The organism is Alicyclobacillus fastidiosus (assembly GCF_026651875.1).
Taxonomy (GTDB): domain Bacteria; phylum Bacillota; class Bacilli; order Alicyclobacillales; family Alicyclobacillaceae; genus Alicyclobacillus; species Alicyclobacillus fastidiosus.
Map to the genome: position 1 here is coordinate 2,528,009 of NZ_CP104067.1, position 16,729 is coordinate 2,544,737.

The 16,729-nt window shown below is 48.8% G+C and carries 18 protein-coding genes; 16 read left to right on the plus strand and 2 right to left on the minus strand.

Features of this window, described 5'->3' with window-relative positions; genetic code table 11:
* The first annotated feature begins 660 nt into the window (after positions 1–660).
* Positions 661–2,073, plus strand: coding sequence for an MFS transporter (locus NZD89_RS12495; RefSeq protein ID WP_268008018.1), 1,413 nt, complete (start codon positions 661–663; stop codon positions 2,071–2,073).
* Positions 2,074–2,376: 303 nt separating this feature from the next.
* Here NZD89_RS12495 and NZD89_RS12500 read toward each other — a convergent pair whose 3' ends face one another.
* On the minus strand, positions 2,377–2,901 hold the full coding sequence (locus NZD89_RS12500; RefSeq protein WP_268008019.1) for a 5' nucleotidase, NT5C type: 525 nt from the start codon (positions 2,899–2,901) through the stop codon (positions 2,377–2,379).
* A gap of 490 nt (positions 2,902–3,391) precedes the next feature.
* Between NZD89_RS12500 and phnG (NZD89_RS12505) the strand changes: the two genes are divergently transcribed.
* The 7 genes from phnG (NZD89_RS12505) (at position 3,392) to NZD89_RS12535 (ending at position 8,710) form a co-directional block, all read left to right on the plus strand.
* On the plus strand, positions 3,392–3,835 hold the full coding sequence (phnG, locus tag NZD89_RS12505; RefSeq protein ID WP_268008020.1) for a phosphonate C-P lyase system protein PhnG: 444 nt from the start codon (positions 3,392–3,394) through the stop codon (positions 3,833–3,835).
* Complete coding sequence (gene phnH, locus NZD89_RS12510; RefSeq protein ID WP_268008021.1) at positions 3,814–4,479, plus strand: phosphonate C-P lyase system protein PhnH; 666 nt, start codon at positions 3,814–3,816, stop codon at positions 4,477–4,479. The genes phnG (NZD89_RS12505) and phnH (NZD89_RS12510) overlap by 22 nt, the downstream gene beginning before the upstream one ends.
* A gap of 3 nt (positions 4,480–4,482) precedes the next feature.
* Positions 4,483–5,634, plus strand: coding sequence for a carbon-phosphorus lyase complex subunit PhnI (locus tag NZD89_RS12515; protein ID WP_268008022.1), 1,152 nt, complete (start codon positions 4,483–4,485; stop codon positions 5,632–5,634).
* Positions 5,606–6,496, plus strand: coding sequence for an alpha-D-ribose 1-methylphosphonate 5-phosphate C-P-lyase PhnJ (locus NZD89_RS12520; RefSeq protein ID WP_268008023.1), 891 nt, complete (start codon positions 5,606–5,608; stop codon positions 6,494–6,496). Before NZD89_RS12515 ends, NZD89_RS12520 begins: the two co-directional genes overlap by 29 nt.
* 92 nt (positions 6,497–6,588) lie before the next feature.
* Complete coding sequence (locus NZD89_RS12525) at positions 6,589–7,230, plus strand: DapH/DapD/GlmU-related protein (protein WP_268008024.1); 642 nt, start codon at positions 6,589–6,591, stop codon at positions 7,228–7,230.
* Complete coding sequence (locus NZD89_RS12530) at positions 7,227–8,057, plus strand: endonuclease/exonuclease/phosphatase family protein (protein WP_268008025.1); 831 nt, start codon at positions 7,227–7,229, stop codon at positions 8,055–8,057. Before NZD89_RS12525 ends, NZD89_RS12530 begins: the two co-directional genes overlap by 4 nt.
* The gene (locus NZD89_RS12535) at positions 8,057–8,710 is read left to right on the plus strand and encodes an amidohydrolase family protein (RefSeq protein ID WP_268008026.1); all 654 of its coding nucleotides are present in this window, start codon (positions 8,057–8,059) and stop codon (positions 8,708–8,710) included. The genes NZD89_RS12530 and NZD89_RS12535 overlap by 1 nt, the downstream gene beginning before the upstream one ends.
* A gap of 5 nt (positions 8,711–8,715) precedes the next feature.
* On the opposite strand, the gene NZD89_RS12540 is transcribed toward NZD89_RS12535, so the two are convergent.
* Positions 8,716–10,200 (minus strand): IS5 family transposase, encoded by a 1,485-nt coding sequence (locus NZD89_RS12540; RefSeq protein WP_268007715.1) that lies wholly within the window; start codon positions 10,198–10,200, stop codon positions 8,716–8,718.
* Here NZD89_RS12540 and NZD89_RS12545 point away from each other — a divergent pair.
* From NZD89_RS12545 to NZD89_RS12580, 8 genes are all read left to right on the plus strand, one after another.
* Entirely contained in the window at positions 10,200–10,874 is a 675-nt protein-coding gene (locus NZD89_RS12545) for an alpha-D-ribose 1-methylphosphonate 5-triphosphate diphosphatase (protein WP_268008027.1), read from the plus strand. The two genes, NZD89_RS12540 and NZD89_RS12545, sit on opposite strands and share 1 nt — an antisense overlap.
* A gap of 176 nt (positions 10,875–11,050) precedes the next feature.
* Positions 11,051–11,674, plus strand: a complete 624-nt coding sequence (locus NZD89_RS12550) for a hypothetical protein (protein WP_268008028.1) — start codon at positions 11,051–11,053, stop codon at positions 11,672–11,674.
* A 385-nt stretch (positions 11,675–12,059) separates the two neighbouring features.
* Complete coding sequence (locus NZD89_RS12555; RefSeq protein WP_268008029.1) at positions 12,060–12,830, plus strand: GntR family transcriptional regulator; 771 nt, start codon at positions 12,060–12,062, stop codon at positions 12,828–12,830.
* On the plus strand, positions 12,796–13,242 hold the full coding sequence (gene phnG / locus NZD89_RS12560; RefSeq protein ID WP_268008030.1) for a phosphonate C-P lyase system protein PhnG: 447 nt from the start codon (positions 12,796–12,798) through the stop codon (positions 13,240–13,242). Before NZD89_RS12555 ends, phnG (NZD89_RS12560) begins: the two co-directional genes overlap by 35 nt.
* Positions 13,242–13,856, plus strand: a complete 615-nt coding sequence (phnH, locus tag NZD89_RS12565; RefSeq protein WP_268008031.1) for a phosphonate C-P lyase system protein PhnH — start codon at positions 13,242–13,244, stop codon at positions 13,854–13,856. The genes phnG (NZD89_RS12560) and phnH (NZD89_RS12565) overlap by 1 nt, the downstream gene beginning before the upstream one ends.
* Position 13,857: 1 nt before the next feature.
* A complete protein-coding gene (locus NZD89_RS12570; protein ID WP_268008032.1) occupies positions 13,858–14,985 on the plus strand; it encodes a carbon-phosphorus lyase complex subunit PhnI in 1,128 nt (375 codons plus the stop codon).
* Positions 14,982–15,857, plus strand: coding sequence for an alpha-D-ribose 1-methylphosphonate 5-phosphate C-P-lyase PhnJ (locus tag NZD89_RS12575; protein WP_268008033.1), 876 nt, complete (start codon positions 14,982–14,984; stop codon positions 15,855–15,857). The genes NZD89_RS12570 and NZD89_RS12575 overlap by 4 nt, the downstream gene beginning before the upstream one ends.
* Positions 15,850–16,722, plus strand: a complete 873-nt coding sequence (locus NZD89_RS12580; RefSeq protein WP_268008034.1) for an ATP-binding cassette domain-containing protein — start codon at positions 15,850–15,852, stop codon at positions 16,720–16,722. Before NZD89_RS12575 ends, NZD89_RS12580 begins: the two co-directional genes overlap by 8 nt.
* Positions 16,723–16,729: the final 7 nt, after the last annotated feature.

The window sequence follows — 16,729 nt, forward strand, 5'->3', positions numbered from 1 at the left end:
CTCGACGATGAATTCGTTCTACAAAACAGCCCACACTCTGTTTTTCCTATTTTACAAAAATATCTCCCCTTATTACCATAATTAATTATGTGTGTTAGAAAACTTGAGATTTTGTTTTAAATCTTCAATCGCGCTGTCAAGGTAAAATGTGCGTTTGACTGTAGTTGATATAGTGTTCGGCCTAAATGTTCGTCCGTTTTTTAACAAATCAATAAAGACGAACTTGAAGGGGAACAACTTCCGATATTCGCCGAGATTGGTGGTCGTGTCCATCATAAGCTGATGGAACCTTTGGCGTCCTTTTCGGTAATTTTGTACTGACGGTGGCGAGAATCAGCTTAACCTTTAATGAGAACGATATATCCTTCACGCGGAAGCTTATCGAACAACGGATAGAGTTTTCCGGGTCTGCACGGTCCAATCATGTTGTTGATAATTTTGGGAATACGGTAATCTTGTGACATTGACCACATGAGAAACTTTCCCTTTTGCTTAAATAGAGTAGGAATCAAATAGACTCTTTACATTCAGAAAATATCCCCTACATGTTGACAAGCTAAACTGCGTACTGACGAATGACATCACTTGACACTCCCGCTGGTCAACAGAGTGCTAACTTTTGTGCATGTCATTCTAAAGGAATATAGGAGGAATCGGCTGATGGCAACAATAGCACAGAATGTGCTGACCCAACTCGACGATAGTCAAGTTCGTCGGCACCATGTCCGCTTGTTTTCACTAGCGGCGGTAGGGATTTTTGTAGACGGCTATGATCTCAATGTAATTAGTGCGGCTTTAATCAACCTCGTTCCAAGCCTGCATCCATCGAGCTTGGAAACAAGTTGGTTGAGTACATCTGCCTTAATTGGCACTGCGCTTGGTGCAGCCTTTCTGGGGCGTCTGACGGACGTGATCGGCCGCAAAAAAATGTTTGTCATTGATTTGATCTTCTTTGTCCTATTTGCCCTTGCGTCGGGATTCGCTCCGAACATGATGTGGGTTATTATCTTCAGGTTCTTGCTCGGTATCGGCATTGGCGCAGATTATCCGATTGCGGCGAGTTATGTTTCCGAAATTATCCCTCGTCGCCGGCGCGGTGCGTTTTTGGCAGCGACAGTCGGAATGCTTAGTGTGGGATCAATTGTTGCTAACCTTGTGTCCATTTTTATCCTATCAGTAGATCACGGTCCCTCTGCATGGCGATTTATTTTGGCCTCCGGTGCAGTGCCAGCCTTGATTGCCATCATTATGAGAAGTGCCATGCCTGAGTCACCTCGTTGGCTTCTGGTAAAAAATCGCGAGCAAAGTGCAAGAAGTTCACTGCAACAAATCGGATTGGGTGACGTAGCTACCTTACCGGCACAGAATTTGAATCGAAAGTATCCATATTGGAAGCTGTTTTCACCTCAATTCGTTCGCATCACTATCCTCGTGACAATGTCCTGGTTGTTGTTTGACATTCTTGCTTACGGCGTTGGTATTTTCCAACCGATATTATTGGAGGGTCTTGGATTCCATTCGGGTATCCCCGCACTGTTAGGTAACCTTGCTATCAACATGATTGGCTTTGCTGGCATGCTCTTAGCCATCGCAACTATTGAACGGGTGGGCCGCAAATGGCAGCAAATCATTGGGATGTTAGGAATGGGGCTTGGTTTGCTTCTGGTTGGAATCATGTCTGCACATGGAACAAAAGGGTTGCCTGTTGGGGCGTTACTCGCAGTTTTTGGGCTGTATAGTCTCAGTAATAACTGGGGACCGAGCGCAACCACGTATACATCTCCGGCTGAACTTTATCCAACAGCTTTGCGGGCAGGTGGTCATGGCCTCGCAGCCATGTCAGGGAAAGTGGGAGCTGCCATCGGAACTTTCTTCTTACCTTTGGTGAAACAAGCGGTAGGTGTTTCGAACCTTATGTATCTACTCGCAGGAGTGGCGGTTCTTGGTGCAATTGTCTCTATTGTCTTTGGTGTCGAGACGAAAGGCGGACAATCATTAGAAACGATTGAAGACAAAATCGTTGGCATCAGGGGAGAGTCGGTTAACCGTCAGCAAACCAACTTGCAACTCTAGACAAGGTATGTCTCGTCGTTTCATATTCCAATTCAGGACCTATGGGATGATGAACTTTCATGCTGAACAGGGATATTGAATCAGAAGATGTACGCTAACAATTAATTGAATATAGTTCGACCGAATTGACATCTTAACGAAACACGTCACACGGGTTGCAATACTCCGCCTATTACATTCTACAGAGTATTAGCGGGCGCGGAGGTACGGGAGCAAGGAACCATCCTTGCTCCTTTTACGTTTAACGTGCCCGGAGGTCGCACAAAAAACAAAAGTGGAGTTTTCGACTTTACTCGGTCACATTTACTTCATAAAATAATCCCGTACTTCCTTCCAGTTATTTACCCTAGTGTATCCTGTTTCGTGGATATTGTGAGGAGCAGTAAATAAGAGTCCTTGCCCACAAAAACGCTTGAAATGTCTCACATTGTCATCAATAAGATAATCCGCACGAATGATGCTTTTGTCACCACAAAAAACAAAGTTCATATCTGAAAGAAACGGGAAATGTTGTTTTAACCACTCGTACTTCGCTGTAAATGAGGTTGGTACCTCCATAGCGGCGGTAGTTATAAAAACTTCGAAGTGTTCACTTAGTTCTCTAATAACGTCTTGACTGCCCTCTATAACTTTCAAATCACGGAAGAATGTTGGTTCTACTAAGTAATTGTTAATTTCATTGTTCAAGTGAGGGCGTAGCTCTCTTAATTTTTTACCGTGCAGATCGATAAGAGTAATGTTATCGTTGAAATCTCGATTATATAGTTGCAAGTGTTTGTCAACGATATCTGCAATTACTTCGTCCATATCTATGGCTACTCTTTTCATTTGCTCTCTCCTTCGGTTCCCTAATTTGGTACCCAATAAAGATGGTGTCCCCCCTTAATTCTTTAATATTTCCCTCAATTAAGGTATGTATCAAGTTGCTCCAAAATCTTTCTTCAAAATGACACTACATGCGACTTTCCTTTATCGACATGCGAACCTGTTCCTTTGTAAACGGTTTACACAAACTTAATTTACATGACCTGATTCAAAACAAAACATCAATACTCCCGACATGTTAACAAGTTACTTTGTCCGTGGATAGCTCGGATTAGTTCAGTTCCAGAAAAAAGTGAGGCGATTAGCAACGTGGGAGCTGGCGGCATTGGTAGTGATTTGCAAAACAACACGCAGGTATTCGATTTCCACCATTCTACCACTATCGTGATCTTCTCTATCGTCCATTGGTCGAAATGTTCTCAAAGTTTCACGGTCTCTCGTAAGAGAAACGTTCGATAAACACTCGAGTTAATTTCATTGGCAGGTGGTAGGTATGAAACGAAAACAAATGACCCGAATTTTGGTGGAAGGGGACAGAACTCTGTTGGAGCGGCTCGCGGCGCAGATCGAGGCCGCGCATGAGGTTCATGTGAATCGTAAACCGGAAAACAGTCTCGTGATGATGAAGACGTTCGATCCTGTGGCCAGCCAACCGTTTTACCTCGGCGAAGTCATGGTGACGCAGTGCACCGTTACGGTGAATGGGCATCGCGGTATCGGTGTCCTAATGGGTGACGAGCCCGACCGTGCTTACTACTTGGCCGTCGTGGATGCGGCTGTCAATGCAAGTATCCCAGAGAGCTTTTTGTGGGAGCCCGTGCTTCTTGAAGAGGAAAAGCGTGTAAACCGTCGTCAGTATGAAGAGTACGCGCGGGTCGAGAAGTCAAAAGTTCAGTTTGAGACTGGAGGAGCACTATGCAAAAAAGGGATAAGGTAATGGACTATGATGCCGTACACGATACTCAACACGTCTATCGTCAACTGGTTGATGCCATAGCTCGTCCGGGAAGAATTTGCTCCATTGAAACAGTATGTGGACGCCTTTCCGAGTTGGGAGAGAGGAACGCAGGGCTAGCGGCGTGTGCGCTCGCTCTCTTAGATCAAGAAGTCTGCTTCTCCGTGGTGGCAAATGAATCGTCGGCGAGCATATTGCGGGAGTTCCTTAGGTGGGAAACGTTCAGTCTCTCAGCAAAAACAAGCGAAGCAGATTATGTGTTTTTCGAATGCGGGCAGATATCCGCAGTGAATGTACGAGAACTGATGGGCGCTCTCAAACGAGGAACGCTTTTGGATCCGCAGAAGAGTGCAACCGCGTTCCTGACAGTTGATGTTTTGGCTGAGACACTGGAGAAGGTGGATGAAGCGGCGAGTCTCTGTATGAGACTGCGAGGTCCAGGAATTGACGGTACGCGACACATCGCTGTAATTGGTATGGACTCAGAATGGATGTTTGCACGCGAAATGGTGAACGCGGAGTATCCGCTTGGTATCGATATGTTCCTTGTTTCAGAGGCAGGGCAAATCATCGGGTTGCCACGAACGACTATCGTCGAAATTGAATCCGTAGAGAAGGTGGTGTAACCCGTGGGTTATACAACGGTCACAGGTGGTCAGGAGGCCATTGAAAAGTCGCACCAATTGGTCGATCTCTATCGCCTTGCCGATGCGAAATCTCCGATGCAAGTGGCTGAGATCAAATCGCAATTGCAAGGCCTCGTCGACAAGGTCATCAGCGAGTCCGGCTTTTATGCGCCGTCTTATGCGGCACTCGCCATCAAACAAGGACAGGGAGATCCGGCCGAAGCCGTTTTTCTCCTCTGTGCGTATCGCTCTACATTGCCGCGCAACTACTACTCTAGCACCGTTTACACCTCAGACATGCGAGTGATTCGGCGAATTTCATCTTCCTTTAAAGACATTCCGGGCGGTCAGATGCTCGGGCCGACCTACGACTACACGCATCGTTTGCTTCGGTTCGACCTCATGGATGAGAACGACGAACAACTGAAATTCACCCTTGACCAAGTTCGTTCGGAAATTACTCAGCAGGGGGAAACACCAACATTCCGCAAGGTTGCGGACCTTCTCCGTGAACAAGGGCTGATTGCACCGATTCAGTCACCGGAGGTGGAACGGGAACCGTTTGACGTAACACGACAAAAAGTACAGTTTCCGACGACAAGGCAGGCAAGGCTGCAACTGCTGGCCCGCGGGGAAACTGGCGCCATGACTGCATTCGCGTATAGCAGCATGCGTGGATTTGGTACAGTTCACCCGACAATCGGCGAATTGCGAGTCGGCTACCTGGCTGTCTCCATCCCCTATCCGTACGCAGTGGATGACGAGGATTCAATATATATCGGGGAAGTTTTAGTAACAGAGGTGGAGTCCATCAATTCTTTTAAAATGAGTGACCAAAAGGGAGAAGTGCAGTTTTCGCTCGGATATGGACTGTGTTTCGGTCAAAACGAAGTCAAGGCGATTTCGATGTCCATTCTCGAGCGTTCGCTCGAAACTCCAGGTACCGGTCCTACGCATGATGAGGAGTTTATCCTGCTTCACATCAATAGTCCCGAATCAAACGGGTTCGTTTCGCACTTGAAGTTGCCGCATTACACAACATTCCAGGCGTCGTTGGATAGGATTCACAGCGTCAAAGACAGGTTCGAAAAGACGCTGGAGGACGAGGAAGGAGACGTAGACGGGATTGAACAAACCGAGGTTCCAATCGGATAAATATCATTTCGCTTTTCTAGATGAGGCGTCAAAGCGTGAAATTCGCCGAGCTACGCTGAAGGCCATTTCCATTCCAGGCTATCAAGTTCCGTTTGCCTCACGAGAGATGCCTATTGGTCGGGGATGGGGAACAGGCGGCTTACAATTAACACTATCTCTGATTGGCCGGGAAGACACTGTGAAGGTCATTGACCAAGGAAATGATGAGAGTGTCAACGCTGTAAGCATTCGCAAGCTGATTGAAGAGACGAGCGGAATCGCAACGACAACTGACACAACCAAAGCAACGCTGATTCAGACACGTCACAGGATTCCGGAAGAAGAACTTCGCGAAGACCAAATTCTCGTGTTCCAAGTACCCCAGCCGGAACCACTGCGCAGAGTCGACGCGAAAGAAATGGGAACAAAGCGCAAACATTCGGAGATGGATTACAGCGGGATTTGGTTGACGCTATACGAGGATATCGTCCGATGGGGGGAGGTCACCATCGGTGCGGATTATCCATGTTTGGTTCACCATCGCTACTTATTCAATCCGAGTCCCATCCCGCGCTGGGACACGCCGCGGCTCCATCAGAGCGGGACGTTGTACTTGTTCGGTGCTGGTCGTGAAAAGAAGATTTATGCGATTCCACCCTTTACGGATGTAACGCCTATGCAGTTTGACGATTACCCATTTCGGGTCGAGTCTTTCCCGGGTGCGTCATGCAAGTTTTGCGGAAGGGACGACGTATTCCTGAACGAGATATACGACAGTGTTACTGGCGATCGCCACTTTCAGTGTTCAGATATCTCCTTTTGTCTGAAGAATCGTTCCCCAAGGAGGACGTGTTGTGACTCGGACGGGCCATCAGCGCACTAGATCGAGCTTCTCTTGGAGACACGGCAGGTGGGCGAACGCGTGACCTTTGTCGCCTTGCATTCATTTTCCATTAGAAAGGAAGAGAGAGACCAATGTATGAAGTAGCGAACCACAGTGTGGAAGACAACACAAAATTAGGACCGCAGCCACGCATACACAGGACGGCTCGAGTAGTGGAAAGCGAAATCGGGAGTTGGGCAGACATTGGGGCCGGAAGCAACATTTATCTATCGACGGTGGGCGACTACAGCTACACGGCTGGCGATGCGCAAATCGTATATACGGATGTTGGAAAATTCTGTTCCGTCGCCTCGCATGTACGGCTTAACCCAGGGAATCATCCGATGTGGCGTGTTACGCAACACCATTTTACGTATCGACGACAAGCCTACGAATTCGACACTCGCGACGATGAGGAATTTTTTGAGTGGAGAAAGGAACATCGCGTCATTATCAGACACGATGTTTGGATTGGGCATAACGCAACGGTGATGCCGGGTGTCAAGGTGGGGACGGGTGCGGTCATTGGCGCAGGCGCGGTGGTGACGAAAGACGTGGATCCCTACACTATCGTCGTGGGCGTACCTGCGAAACCGCTTCGTCCGCGCTTTCCGAAAGAAGTGGCCGACAGATTGCTTACTATCGCCTGGTGGGATTGGCCCAGAGATGTGTTGGAAGAGCGATTCAATGACTTTCTGAATCTCGAACTTTTTTTGGAGAAGTACTCGGTATGAGTGAAAGGTCACCGCTCCGTATCTTAACCATCAATACCTGGAAATGCGACGGGAACTATGATCTGCGGATGCAGGCTCTCGCGAAACAAATTTCGTCCCTTGACCCGGATGTGATTACCCTTCAGGAGTCATTTCGCACGGTCGACGGGACGGTTGATACAGCGAAATCGTTGGCGAACGCTCTCGGTATGCACTGTCAGTTCGCCCAGGCGAGGCGAAAAACGCGCATGGTGAAAGCTCGGGTGGTCGAGAGCGACAGTGGACTTGCAATGCTTTCGCGGGTACCTATTCAATCGACACATCGTCTTGTGTTGCCGACCGATTCTCCAAGCGAAGAGCGGGTGGCGCTCCTTGGCATCCTTGACTGGCACGGTGTAGTCGTGAACATTGCGAATGTACATTTCACGCATTTACCGGAGCGGATGCTAGTAAAGCGTGCGCAGTTAAGTGCCGTTCTTGATGCATGCTCCACTGACGCCGGAATCGATGTTCACGCAAATTTAATTTGCGGTGATTTCAATACACCGTTACATGAGTTACAAGAGTTACTTGCCGGTCGAAACGAATGGACAATCCGGGATAGTTACGTGCTGGGCGGGGGCGAGTCGGAGCGTATCACCATACGCGGCATTGGCGCGGATTGGCCCGACGCGGTGTGCATTGATTATATTCTGCATGTCCAGAAGTCTACTGAGTCATCGACCGTCCGGTTCGAAGATTCTTCAATTGTATTGAACCAGCCTAACGGGAAAACGGGCGTATTTCCAAGTGATCACTATGGTGTCATGACGACGATGCACTTCGTAAATGGAGGCGAAGCATTCTGATGGAGCATGAACATATCATCACAGGAAATATTGTGACTCCTACAGGCATTATTGAGCACGGTGCAGTTATAGTTCGAGATGGAAAAATCGTCGACATCGACGAGTTGTCACGTTCTTTGAAAGCGCGTGTAGTAGAAGACGAGGCTGTCGAATGGGTGTTACCTGGTATGATTGACACGCACAGTGATGCCATCGAAACGGAAATGCAGCCACGGCCGGGTAGTCTCTTTCCCATTGAGGTTTCATTTCACGAACTTGAGCGAAAACTGGCGGCACAGGGAATCACGACCATCTACCACGCATTAAGTATGCTCGCGGACCAGTCTAGCGACTGGGCTCGACAGAACGACACGGTGAAACGGCTGATTTTCGATATCCGTAAACTGTCTCGACAACATTCGCTCATCCGCCATCGTCTTCACCTGCGGTTCGAAATCACGAATTTGACAGCCGTTCCTTATGTCGAAGAGTTGCTGAAATCAGAGAGTATCGAACAAGTATCGTTTATGGATCATTCACCAGGGCAAGGACAGTTTCGCAGCCTTGAGCATCAGAAAAAGTTGATTATGTCAAAGCATGCTTTGTCTGAAGAGCAGGCGGATCAGGTGTTGGCGAACCGTATGGGGCAACCAAAGGTAAATAGGGCCTGCTGAACGATTTAATACACAGGCCCCATGATGCAAAAATCAACCTCAAAGAGTTCTCCAAACAAGAGCCAGAAAAGAAGCCGCAGCCTCTTTTCGAGGTTCATGACCAACAGTTGCAGGGCGATCACAGTCTCGCTCGTCTGACGAAGCCGTGCTCGAATCAAGCCAAGCCCATAGTTTCGCTTGGCTTCGCCAAATTTCCCTTCCACCGCGTTACGCTCACCCACGTCCTCGCGCTCTTGTTGCTTTTCTCCTGGCTCCACATGCTTTGGCGGACGACCAAGTTTCGGCCCGCTCAACCGGATTCCGTGTTCCTTGCAGTACCTGAGGTTCTCTCGCGTTCGATAGATTTTGTCCGCCAGAACGGCTTCCGGATAGCAACCGAAGCGCTCAACATACCGCTCTACGGATTCAATCAGGGTCGTTCCCTCATTGAAGCTATCCCAGCTTGTCTTCTCCATCATGGCGTATCCGTCCACAACACTGATGGCGACCTTTGAACCGAACTCCACATTCGCTTTTGCTTTTCCACGTACAATGGGTCGAACGTCTGGCTGTGCGATGCTGACGATTCTGTCGTCAACCCGGTGGCTTCGCGTGCGATACATCTCTCGTTGTTGGCGATGCAACTCGCCAATAACCAAGAGATCGCGGTATTGTTTCCGCGAGAGGGTAGTAAGCGGTGTATGTTCTGCCAGTTGTTCAATGAATCTCAAGTCCCTTGCCACATAGCGCAACTGTCGCCCAATAGCCTTACGAATCTCTGACCGGCTTGGCTTTCGGTTCTTTGCCGTTCGCAAGTAGTCACGACGCGCTTGGCGCCGCCGGTCTCTAGGTTTCTTCATGTAGCCGACATGTGACGCATGGAGTGTGTCGATGATGTCCTCCAACTTCTCACGCGCTGTGTTCAACAGTGTCAGGTCTGTCGGATACGCAATATCTGCAGGCGCGCAGGTTGCATCCAGAATAAGCTTCCCTTGATGCGCACGTGGTTCTTGAGATTCTGCTTGTGGACGACCGTTTGCATCTTCCCCGGAGGAGGTTGGAGGATTGTCTTTGGGACCGTTGTCGTCTCCATCCTCTTCTTCCTCACGTGCTGCCTGCACAATCCACTCATTCACTTGGTTAATAGCATCAGGGCCAAGCCGCTTACGAAAGTATGTCAGCAGAGAAGGATCAAAAGGCGGTTCTTCCTGATATGCCTCAAGACCGAGGAAGTACTGCAGGTACGGGTTTTCCGTGATGTGTTGAACCAAGTGGCGGTCTGAAAAGCCTTCACGTTCCTGAATGATGAGCGCACCAAGCGCCATTCTAACGGACATTGCGCGCCCGCCTCGAAGGTCCTTGCTAAAGTGTTTGCTGTATTCTTGTTCCACGCGTCGCCACGGGATGAGATAGGAGAGCTCAACCCAACGATTATCTTCTCTGAGTCGACCACCGAACGGTAGAAAGAAGTCGCCGGGGAGTATCTGTTGATCTTGATGATTCGCGTACATTGTCCGTCCTCCAAGTGCACGGTTTTTCGCACGTTCCGCTCAAAATCCATACACTTGTATTCGACAAAACACACCCGAAACCCTTGCTACTACTGGGATTTCAATTCATTCAGCAGGCCCTAAATATCGAAGAATTGGCACGCCTTGCCGCTGTGGCAAAGGACCACGGAATTCCGCTCGCCTCGCATGACGATGACTCTATTGGAAAACTGGACCTGATGCGCAATTGGAACGTGGCGATCAGCGAGTTTCCGGTCGAACTCGGCGTCGCCATCGAGGCCAAACAGAGAGGATTGGCCGTTGTAATGGGCGCACCGAACGTCGTGCTTGGCAAGTCGCACAGTAACAACGTGTCGGCCTTCGAAGCGATTTCGTACGGCGCAGTCGATATTTTATGTTCGGACTACTATCCTCCATCGATGCTACAGGCAGTCTTTTTTCTCTACCGAAGCGGCATATCTATGGTCGATGCCGTAAATCTTGTCTCGTTGAATCCGGCAAAAGCCTTGCGTCTCGACGATTCGCTCGGCTCTATCGAGATTGGCAAAACAGCCGATTTGTTAAAAATCCGTGAGTATCGACAAATTCCAGCGATTCAGGAGGTCTACGTCGAAGGGAACTTAGTATGCCAGATGTCTTATCAGAAGCTCGCTATGGAGACGATTGGAAAGTGAGTAGTGGAGGTGACATTTAAGACCCGACACAGCCGAATCTAAGGTAATGTGATTCAGAATCTATAACAACAGACTGGGTTTCCGATCGTTGGTGTGGAATTGAGTTTCAACAGTACTAAAGGCAGTGTTGGACAATCGTGTGCCTCATCCAATTTTTCAATGAATGGGGAGTTTTGATGAAAATCGGTTTCGCGGTGATTCCGAACGAGAGTCTGATTGATACCCTAATCTCTTTTCAAGTTGAAATGAACAGTACAATTGCTTTGGAGCCCAAGTTGGGGCACACGTACAATTTACCTCATATTACGCTGATTCAGGGAGATTTTAAGGACAGCCTTAAATATATTGATGTTTTGTACGACCTTCAGGATTACCTAGTCGGCTCAATGATAGAAACACTGGTTGCATCTGTCCAAGAAATCTTCTATCAGCCTGTGGGGTGGTATTTCGTACGTATCCAAAAAGAACCATGGCTAATCCACTTGCACAATCACCTATTCGACATAGTCAAAGACGACATGTTGCCAGGAGTCGTCAATCCAGATAAAGAGCGATGGTTCACGCCACTAGAGACACAGAACACTCGGAAATATGGGTACCGTTACATTGGAGAAGCTTATTTACCTCACATTACACTCGGAAGAAATCCCGATCTCACGAAGTCAAAACTGATTTTTGAGATGAATCGAAGATGGGAAAGAGCAAATATTGCTTCACCACAGTTGATGAGCCGATTAACCGTCTATGAAATGGGCGAAAACGGTGCCCATGCACAAACATTAGCAAGTCTCTTCATTTGAACGTTATATATTTATTCCTTCGTAGAAGATTTCATAGAGTTTTACGAAACGTTTATCTTTCCTTCGCATACCCAACATGTCGACAAGTTACCTTACTTACATAAGCAGAAAGTTAGTGAATGCCAAAGCATTGCTGCGGCTCAGGTAACGGCGATCGAAGACGACGTCAACTCACTGATTTAGGCTGGACAATGAGTATGGTGGAGGACGGATATAGTCGACGGAAACGGTGAGGCGCACCCAAGGTAGCCTAAACAAGCGAGTCGTCACATTGATTGTCTTCATTACGCCTCACTAATATTCGTCTAGAAAAGGGAGGAGTAGTAAACCGTCTCCCTTTTCTAGGTGAGATGTTGTCTAGATATCTAAATAGGAGGTTCCGTAAGTGATTGAACGGAAAAGTGGGATGCCGTATTACCTCCAAGTGGCGGATTACCTGATGGAGAAGATTGAAAGTCAGGAGTATCCAGTGGGTGAGAAAATTCCTTCTGAGTGGGAATTATCGAGGCTGTTTGACGTCAATCGACACACGGTTCGTCAGGCGGTAGCCAAGCTTGTAAGCATTGGGTTGGTCACCACCGTGAAAGGTCTTGGCTCCTACGTGAAATCCACACCTGTGATTCCGTATTATCTCTCACAGCAAACCCGCTTTACGGAGAATGTGGATAGTCTCGGGAAATCTCCGAAGAGCGAACTACTTGATTGGAGCAAGGGGTTACCTACGGAACATGAACGGCAGCAACTGGCACTCGATCGCCAAGAGAAGGTTTACCGAATGGATATTCTTCGTTCCATCGATGGGACTCCGTATTCTATGTCGACGACAGTGCTTCCCGAAAAATTTGTTCCATCTCTGGACACACATTTAGATGACTTTAATTCTCTCTATCGCATTTTACAACAACAATATGGATTCCGGCCGATTCGTCTACGTTCGATCATCAAAGCGAAATCTTGCGTACCTATGGATGCTAGATACCTGCCCGAAGACGTTCCAATCATTTATGTTGAGAGTTTGGCGATTCACCCGATAACGAAAATGCCCGTAGAAATCGCCATAGGGCGTACACGCGGGGATATGAATGAGATGGTTGTTCAATTTGGAAATGGAGGAGAACCGAGTGGATACGAGGCAACGAACAAAAATCCTGAGTGAAATTTCACTTCGTGAACTTCAACCTTGGATGGTGCAAGTTAAGCGGATGGCAGACATTCAAGTGATTAAACCACCGCAGATGGGTTTAGTGATGATGCGAGCGAAGGAGAGCGTTGAGCAGGAAGTTTTCAACGCTGGTGAAGTTTTGGTGTCAGAGTGCGCTGTGATGGTGGACGGGCAACTCGGCTATGGTGTCATCACAGAGAAGGATTTAGAACGCGTACATGCGCTAGCGGTATTAGATGCCATCTTTCATGCGAACAACTCCAAGTGGGAGGCGCTACAGAAGGAATTGGATGCGTGGCTCCTTGAGCAAGAAGGTCAGCAAGATGAGTCTTGGCGGCGCGATTTTGCGAAGATTCAACGTAGTTTGGTGAACTTCGATTTATTGGAAGAGGTGGATAACGACTAATGACGACACATTCATTACCTACGATATCGGAGCAGGAGAGCGCTACTCAGGAGTTGTTTCGCACCCTGTTGGACTGCATGTCGAGACCAGGGAAGATAGCGAAACTAGCTCCGTCAAATGGCGTCCTTGAAATCGACCTCACCCCCTATGTGGTGAGCGTAGCCTTGACCCTGCTCGATCAAGAAGTGACGTTCCAGATTGTTCATGATAAGGGGTCTAGTTCCTCGACGCTGCAAGTGTATACGATGGCAAGCTTGGCCCCACTAAACCAGTGCGATTTTGTGTTTATGCACGGGACTGATAGCGTGGATGTCTGCGGTTTGAAGCGAGGTGTCCTTGCCTATCCGGATGAGAGTGCAACGGTGGTATGTTCTGTGAACCAATTGTCCGACTCGAAACTATATCAATCAGGAACAACCAAACTTACTCTCTCGGGACCAGGAATCAAGGACCAGTGTCAGCTCTTTCTTGACGGCATCGACGAGCAGCTACTGTCACTGTGGCAGAGAGCCAACCAGGAATATCCACTTGGAATCGATTGGATTTTTGTTGACGAGATGGGGAACGTCTGTTGTATTCCACGCAGCACGCAGTTTGCATGGGAGGTGATGTGAGGTGGCTTATGTTGCTGTACGAGGTGGACAACGTGCGATTGATGAAGCGGAGCAACTCACCAAGTACTATCGAGTAAAAAATGGGAGTTCACCCATTGAGGTCAAACAAATTCGAGATCAGATGCGGTTAGCTGTCGACCGTGTGATGAGCGAGGGCTCATTATATGCCCCGGATCTCGCTGCGATTGCCCTAAAACAGGCTGAGGGAGACACACTGGAAGCATCATTCTTATTGCGAGCGTTTCGTTCGACGCTCCCTAGAAACTTGTACTCGCTGCCGGTCGATACGACCCAGATTCGCATGATTCGGCGGGTTTCAGCGACGTTTAAAGACATCCCTGGCGGACAGTTTCTCGGCCCAACGCGCGACTATACAAAGCGTCTAATCGAGTTTTCCTTGAGCGAGGAAAGCGAGGACGACGTGAAGGACTTTTTGGACTTGTACGTGGGCAGAGACAACGTACCAGATACTTTGCCGGAATTCCCGAGAGTTGTGGATTTACTACGAGCGGAGGGACTGTTGGAGAATCGCGGTTTGAACAAATCCGAACGGGTAGTGACGGACCCTGCTGCTGCCCCCGGACCTTCGGACGTCGGCGACATCACTCGCCAACCGATTCGCTTCCCAGCTTCCCGTGCCGTGCGTATGCAATCGTTAAGCCGGGGTGAGCAAGGGGCACTTCTCGCTTTGGCTTACTCCAGTGCACGTGGATATGGGTTTATTCACCCAACGTTGGGTGAACTTCGCGTCGGCTATGTGCCGGTAGAAGTGCCTCATCCGATTTATGAAAAGGAGACCATCACGGTTGGCTGGATTCTCGTGACAGAAGCTGAGATCATCGCGCGAATGGAAGAACGGACGGAGGAGACTCGTGCTCAGTTTTCTTTGGGATATGGATTCTGCTTCGGACACAACGATGTGAAGGCGATGTCCATGGCCACCTTGGATCGCGCGATGGTCTCAGAGGGCGCCGTGGCTCCAGCGGAAGATGAGGAATTTGTTCTCTATCACATTGATGGAATTGAATCGTCAGGATTCGTGTCACATTGGAAGTTACCTCATTATGTCGATTTTCAAGCTGAAATGAACCGTGTGCAATCAATTCAAGAGAGGAGGGGAACGGAGTGAACAGTAACTATAACTTCGCTTTTCTGGATGAAGGTACGAAACGAGAAATCAGACGCAAGTTACTGAAGGCTGTTGCAATACCAGGCTACCAGGTACCGTTCGGATCTAGGGAATTGCCCATAGCGAGAGGATGGGGAACTGGTGGACTACAGATCACGTTTTCGGTTGTAGGCCAATCGGACGTCGTCAAGGTGATTGACCAAGGAGCGGATGACAGCGTCAACGCGTGTAATTTGCGCGACCTGATTGAGGTGACCACCGGCTGTTCTACAACCTCTGACACACTCGACGCTTCGATTGTACAAACGCGCCATCGGATCCCGGAGGAACGTATGACGTCGGATCAAATTCTCGTGTTTCAAGTGCCGTATCCGGAGTCGCTACGCTTTGTGGAACCGAGCGAACGGGAGACGAGACGGATGCATGCGGAGGCGGATTACAGCAAACTTTGGGTATTTCTTTACGAAGACATTGTGCGCTGGGGTGAAATAACGCTGTCCCATCGGTATCCGGTGATGGTAAACCATCGCTATATTATGGACCCGTCCCCAATTCCACGGTTTGACGTACCGAAGCTGCATCAAGCAGACACGCTCTTCTTGTTCGGCGCCGGTCGTGAAAAACGAATTTACGCTATACCCCCATACACGGATGTCCAACCGTTGCAGTTTCAGGATTATCCGTTTCATGTCGAGGACTTTCACGGCGCTAGCTGTGCAGAGTGTGGAAGCACGGACTCTTATCTCACCGAAGTTTATAATCGTACGAATGGGATTAAGCAGTATGTTTGTTCGGATACGAGCTATTGCATGAAACGGCAGGAGCAGCAAGCAGGCTCGGACGTCATTATCGGGAGGCACTGGCATGAATGAATCGATGAAGCGAGGAGAGGTCTCCATAGTGGAACAGCCCATGTTGGAGGTTCAAGGGCTTACGAAAATTCACGGCCCGGGTTGCCCGCATTGTATCAAGCTTACTGGTCCGGAGATGGGCGGTAATCGCTGTCCACAGTGTGGTTCGATTGTTGCTTGTGCGGACGTCGACCTTACTGTCTATCCGGGAGAAATTGTTGGCATTATCGGCGAAAGCGGATCGGGAAAAAGCACACTGATGAAGTGCTTGCACTTTGATGAATCCGCAACTGCCGGAAACGTATATTTGAGCAAAATGGGAGATGGACAAGTCAATCTGTTTGATTTGAGTCTGCAAAAAAAACGGTGGATTTGCAACCACTTGATTGGGATTGTCTATCAAAATCCAATCATGGGTTTGCGGCTCGATTTCAGTAGCGGCGGCAACATTGCTGAAAAGCTCATCGCGGCAGATTGGCACAATGTTGGAGACATCCGTCAGCGGGCCGGGTACTTGCTGAAACGAACAGAGATCCCTCTTACGCGCATGGATGATTTACCAAGGAACTTCAGCGGAGGCATGCAACAACGCGTGCAGATTGCCAAAGCACTGGCGAACGATCCACCGCTTTTGTTGCTAGATGAAATTACGACGGGACTCGATGTGTCCGTACAGGCACAGATTCTCGACCTGATTCGCCAACTGAAGCGCACACTCGGGATCACGATGGTGGTTGTATCCCATGACTTCGGCGTGATTCGAATGTTAACCGAGCGAACGCTCGTAATGAAAGACGGCCGCGTGGTCGAGCAGGGACTCACAGACCAAATTCTTGAAGATCCGCAACACCCATATACCCAATTGCTTGTCAACTCCATGCTATAGGCGGTGA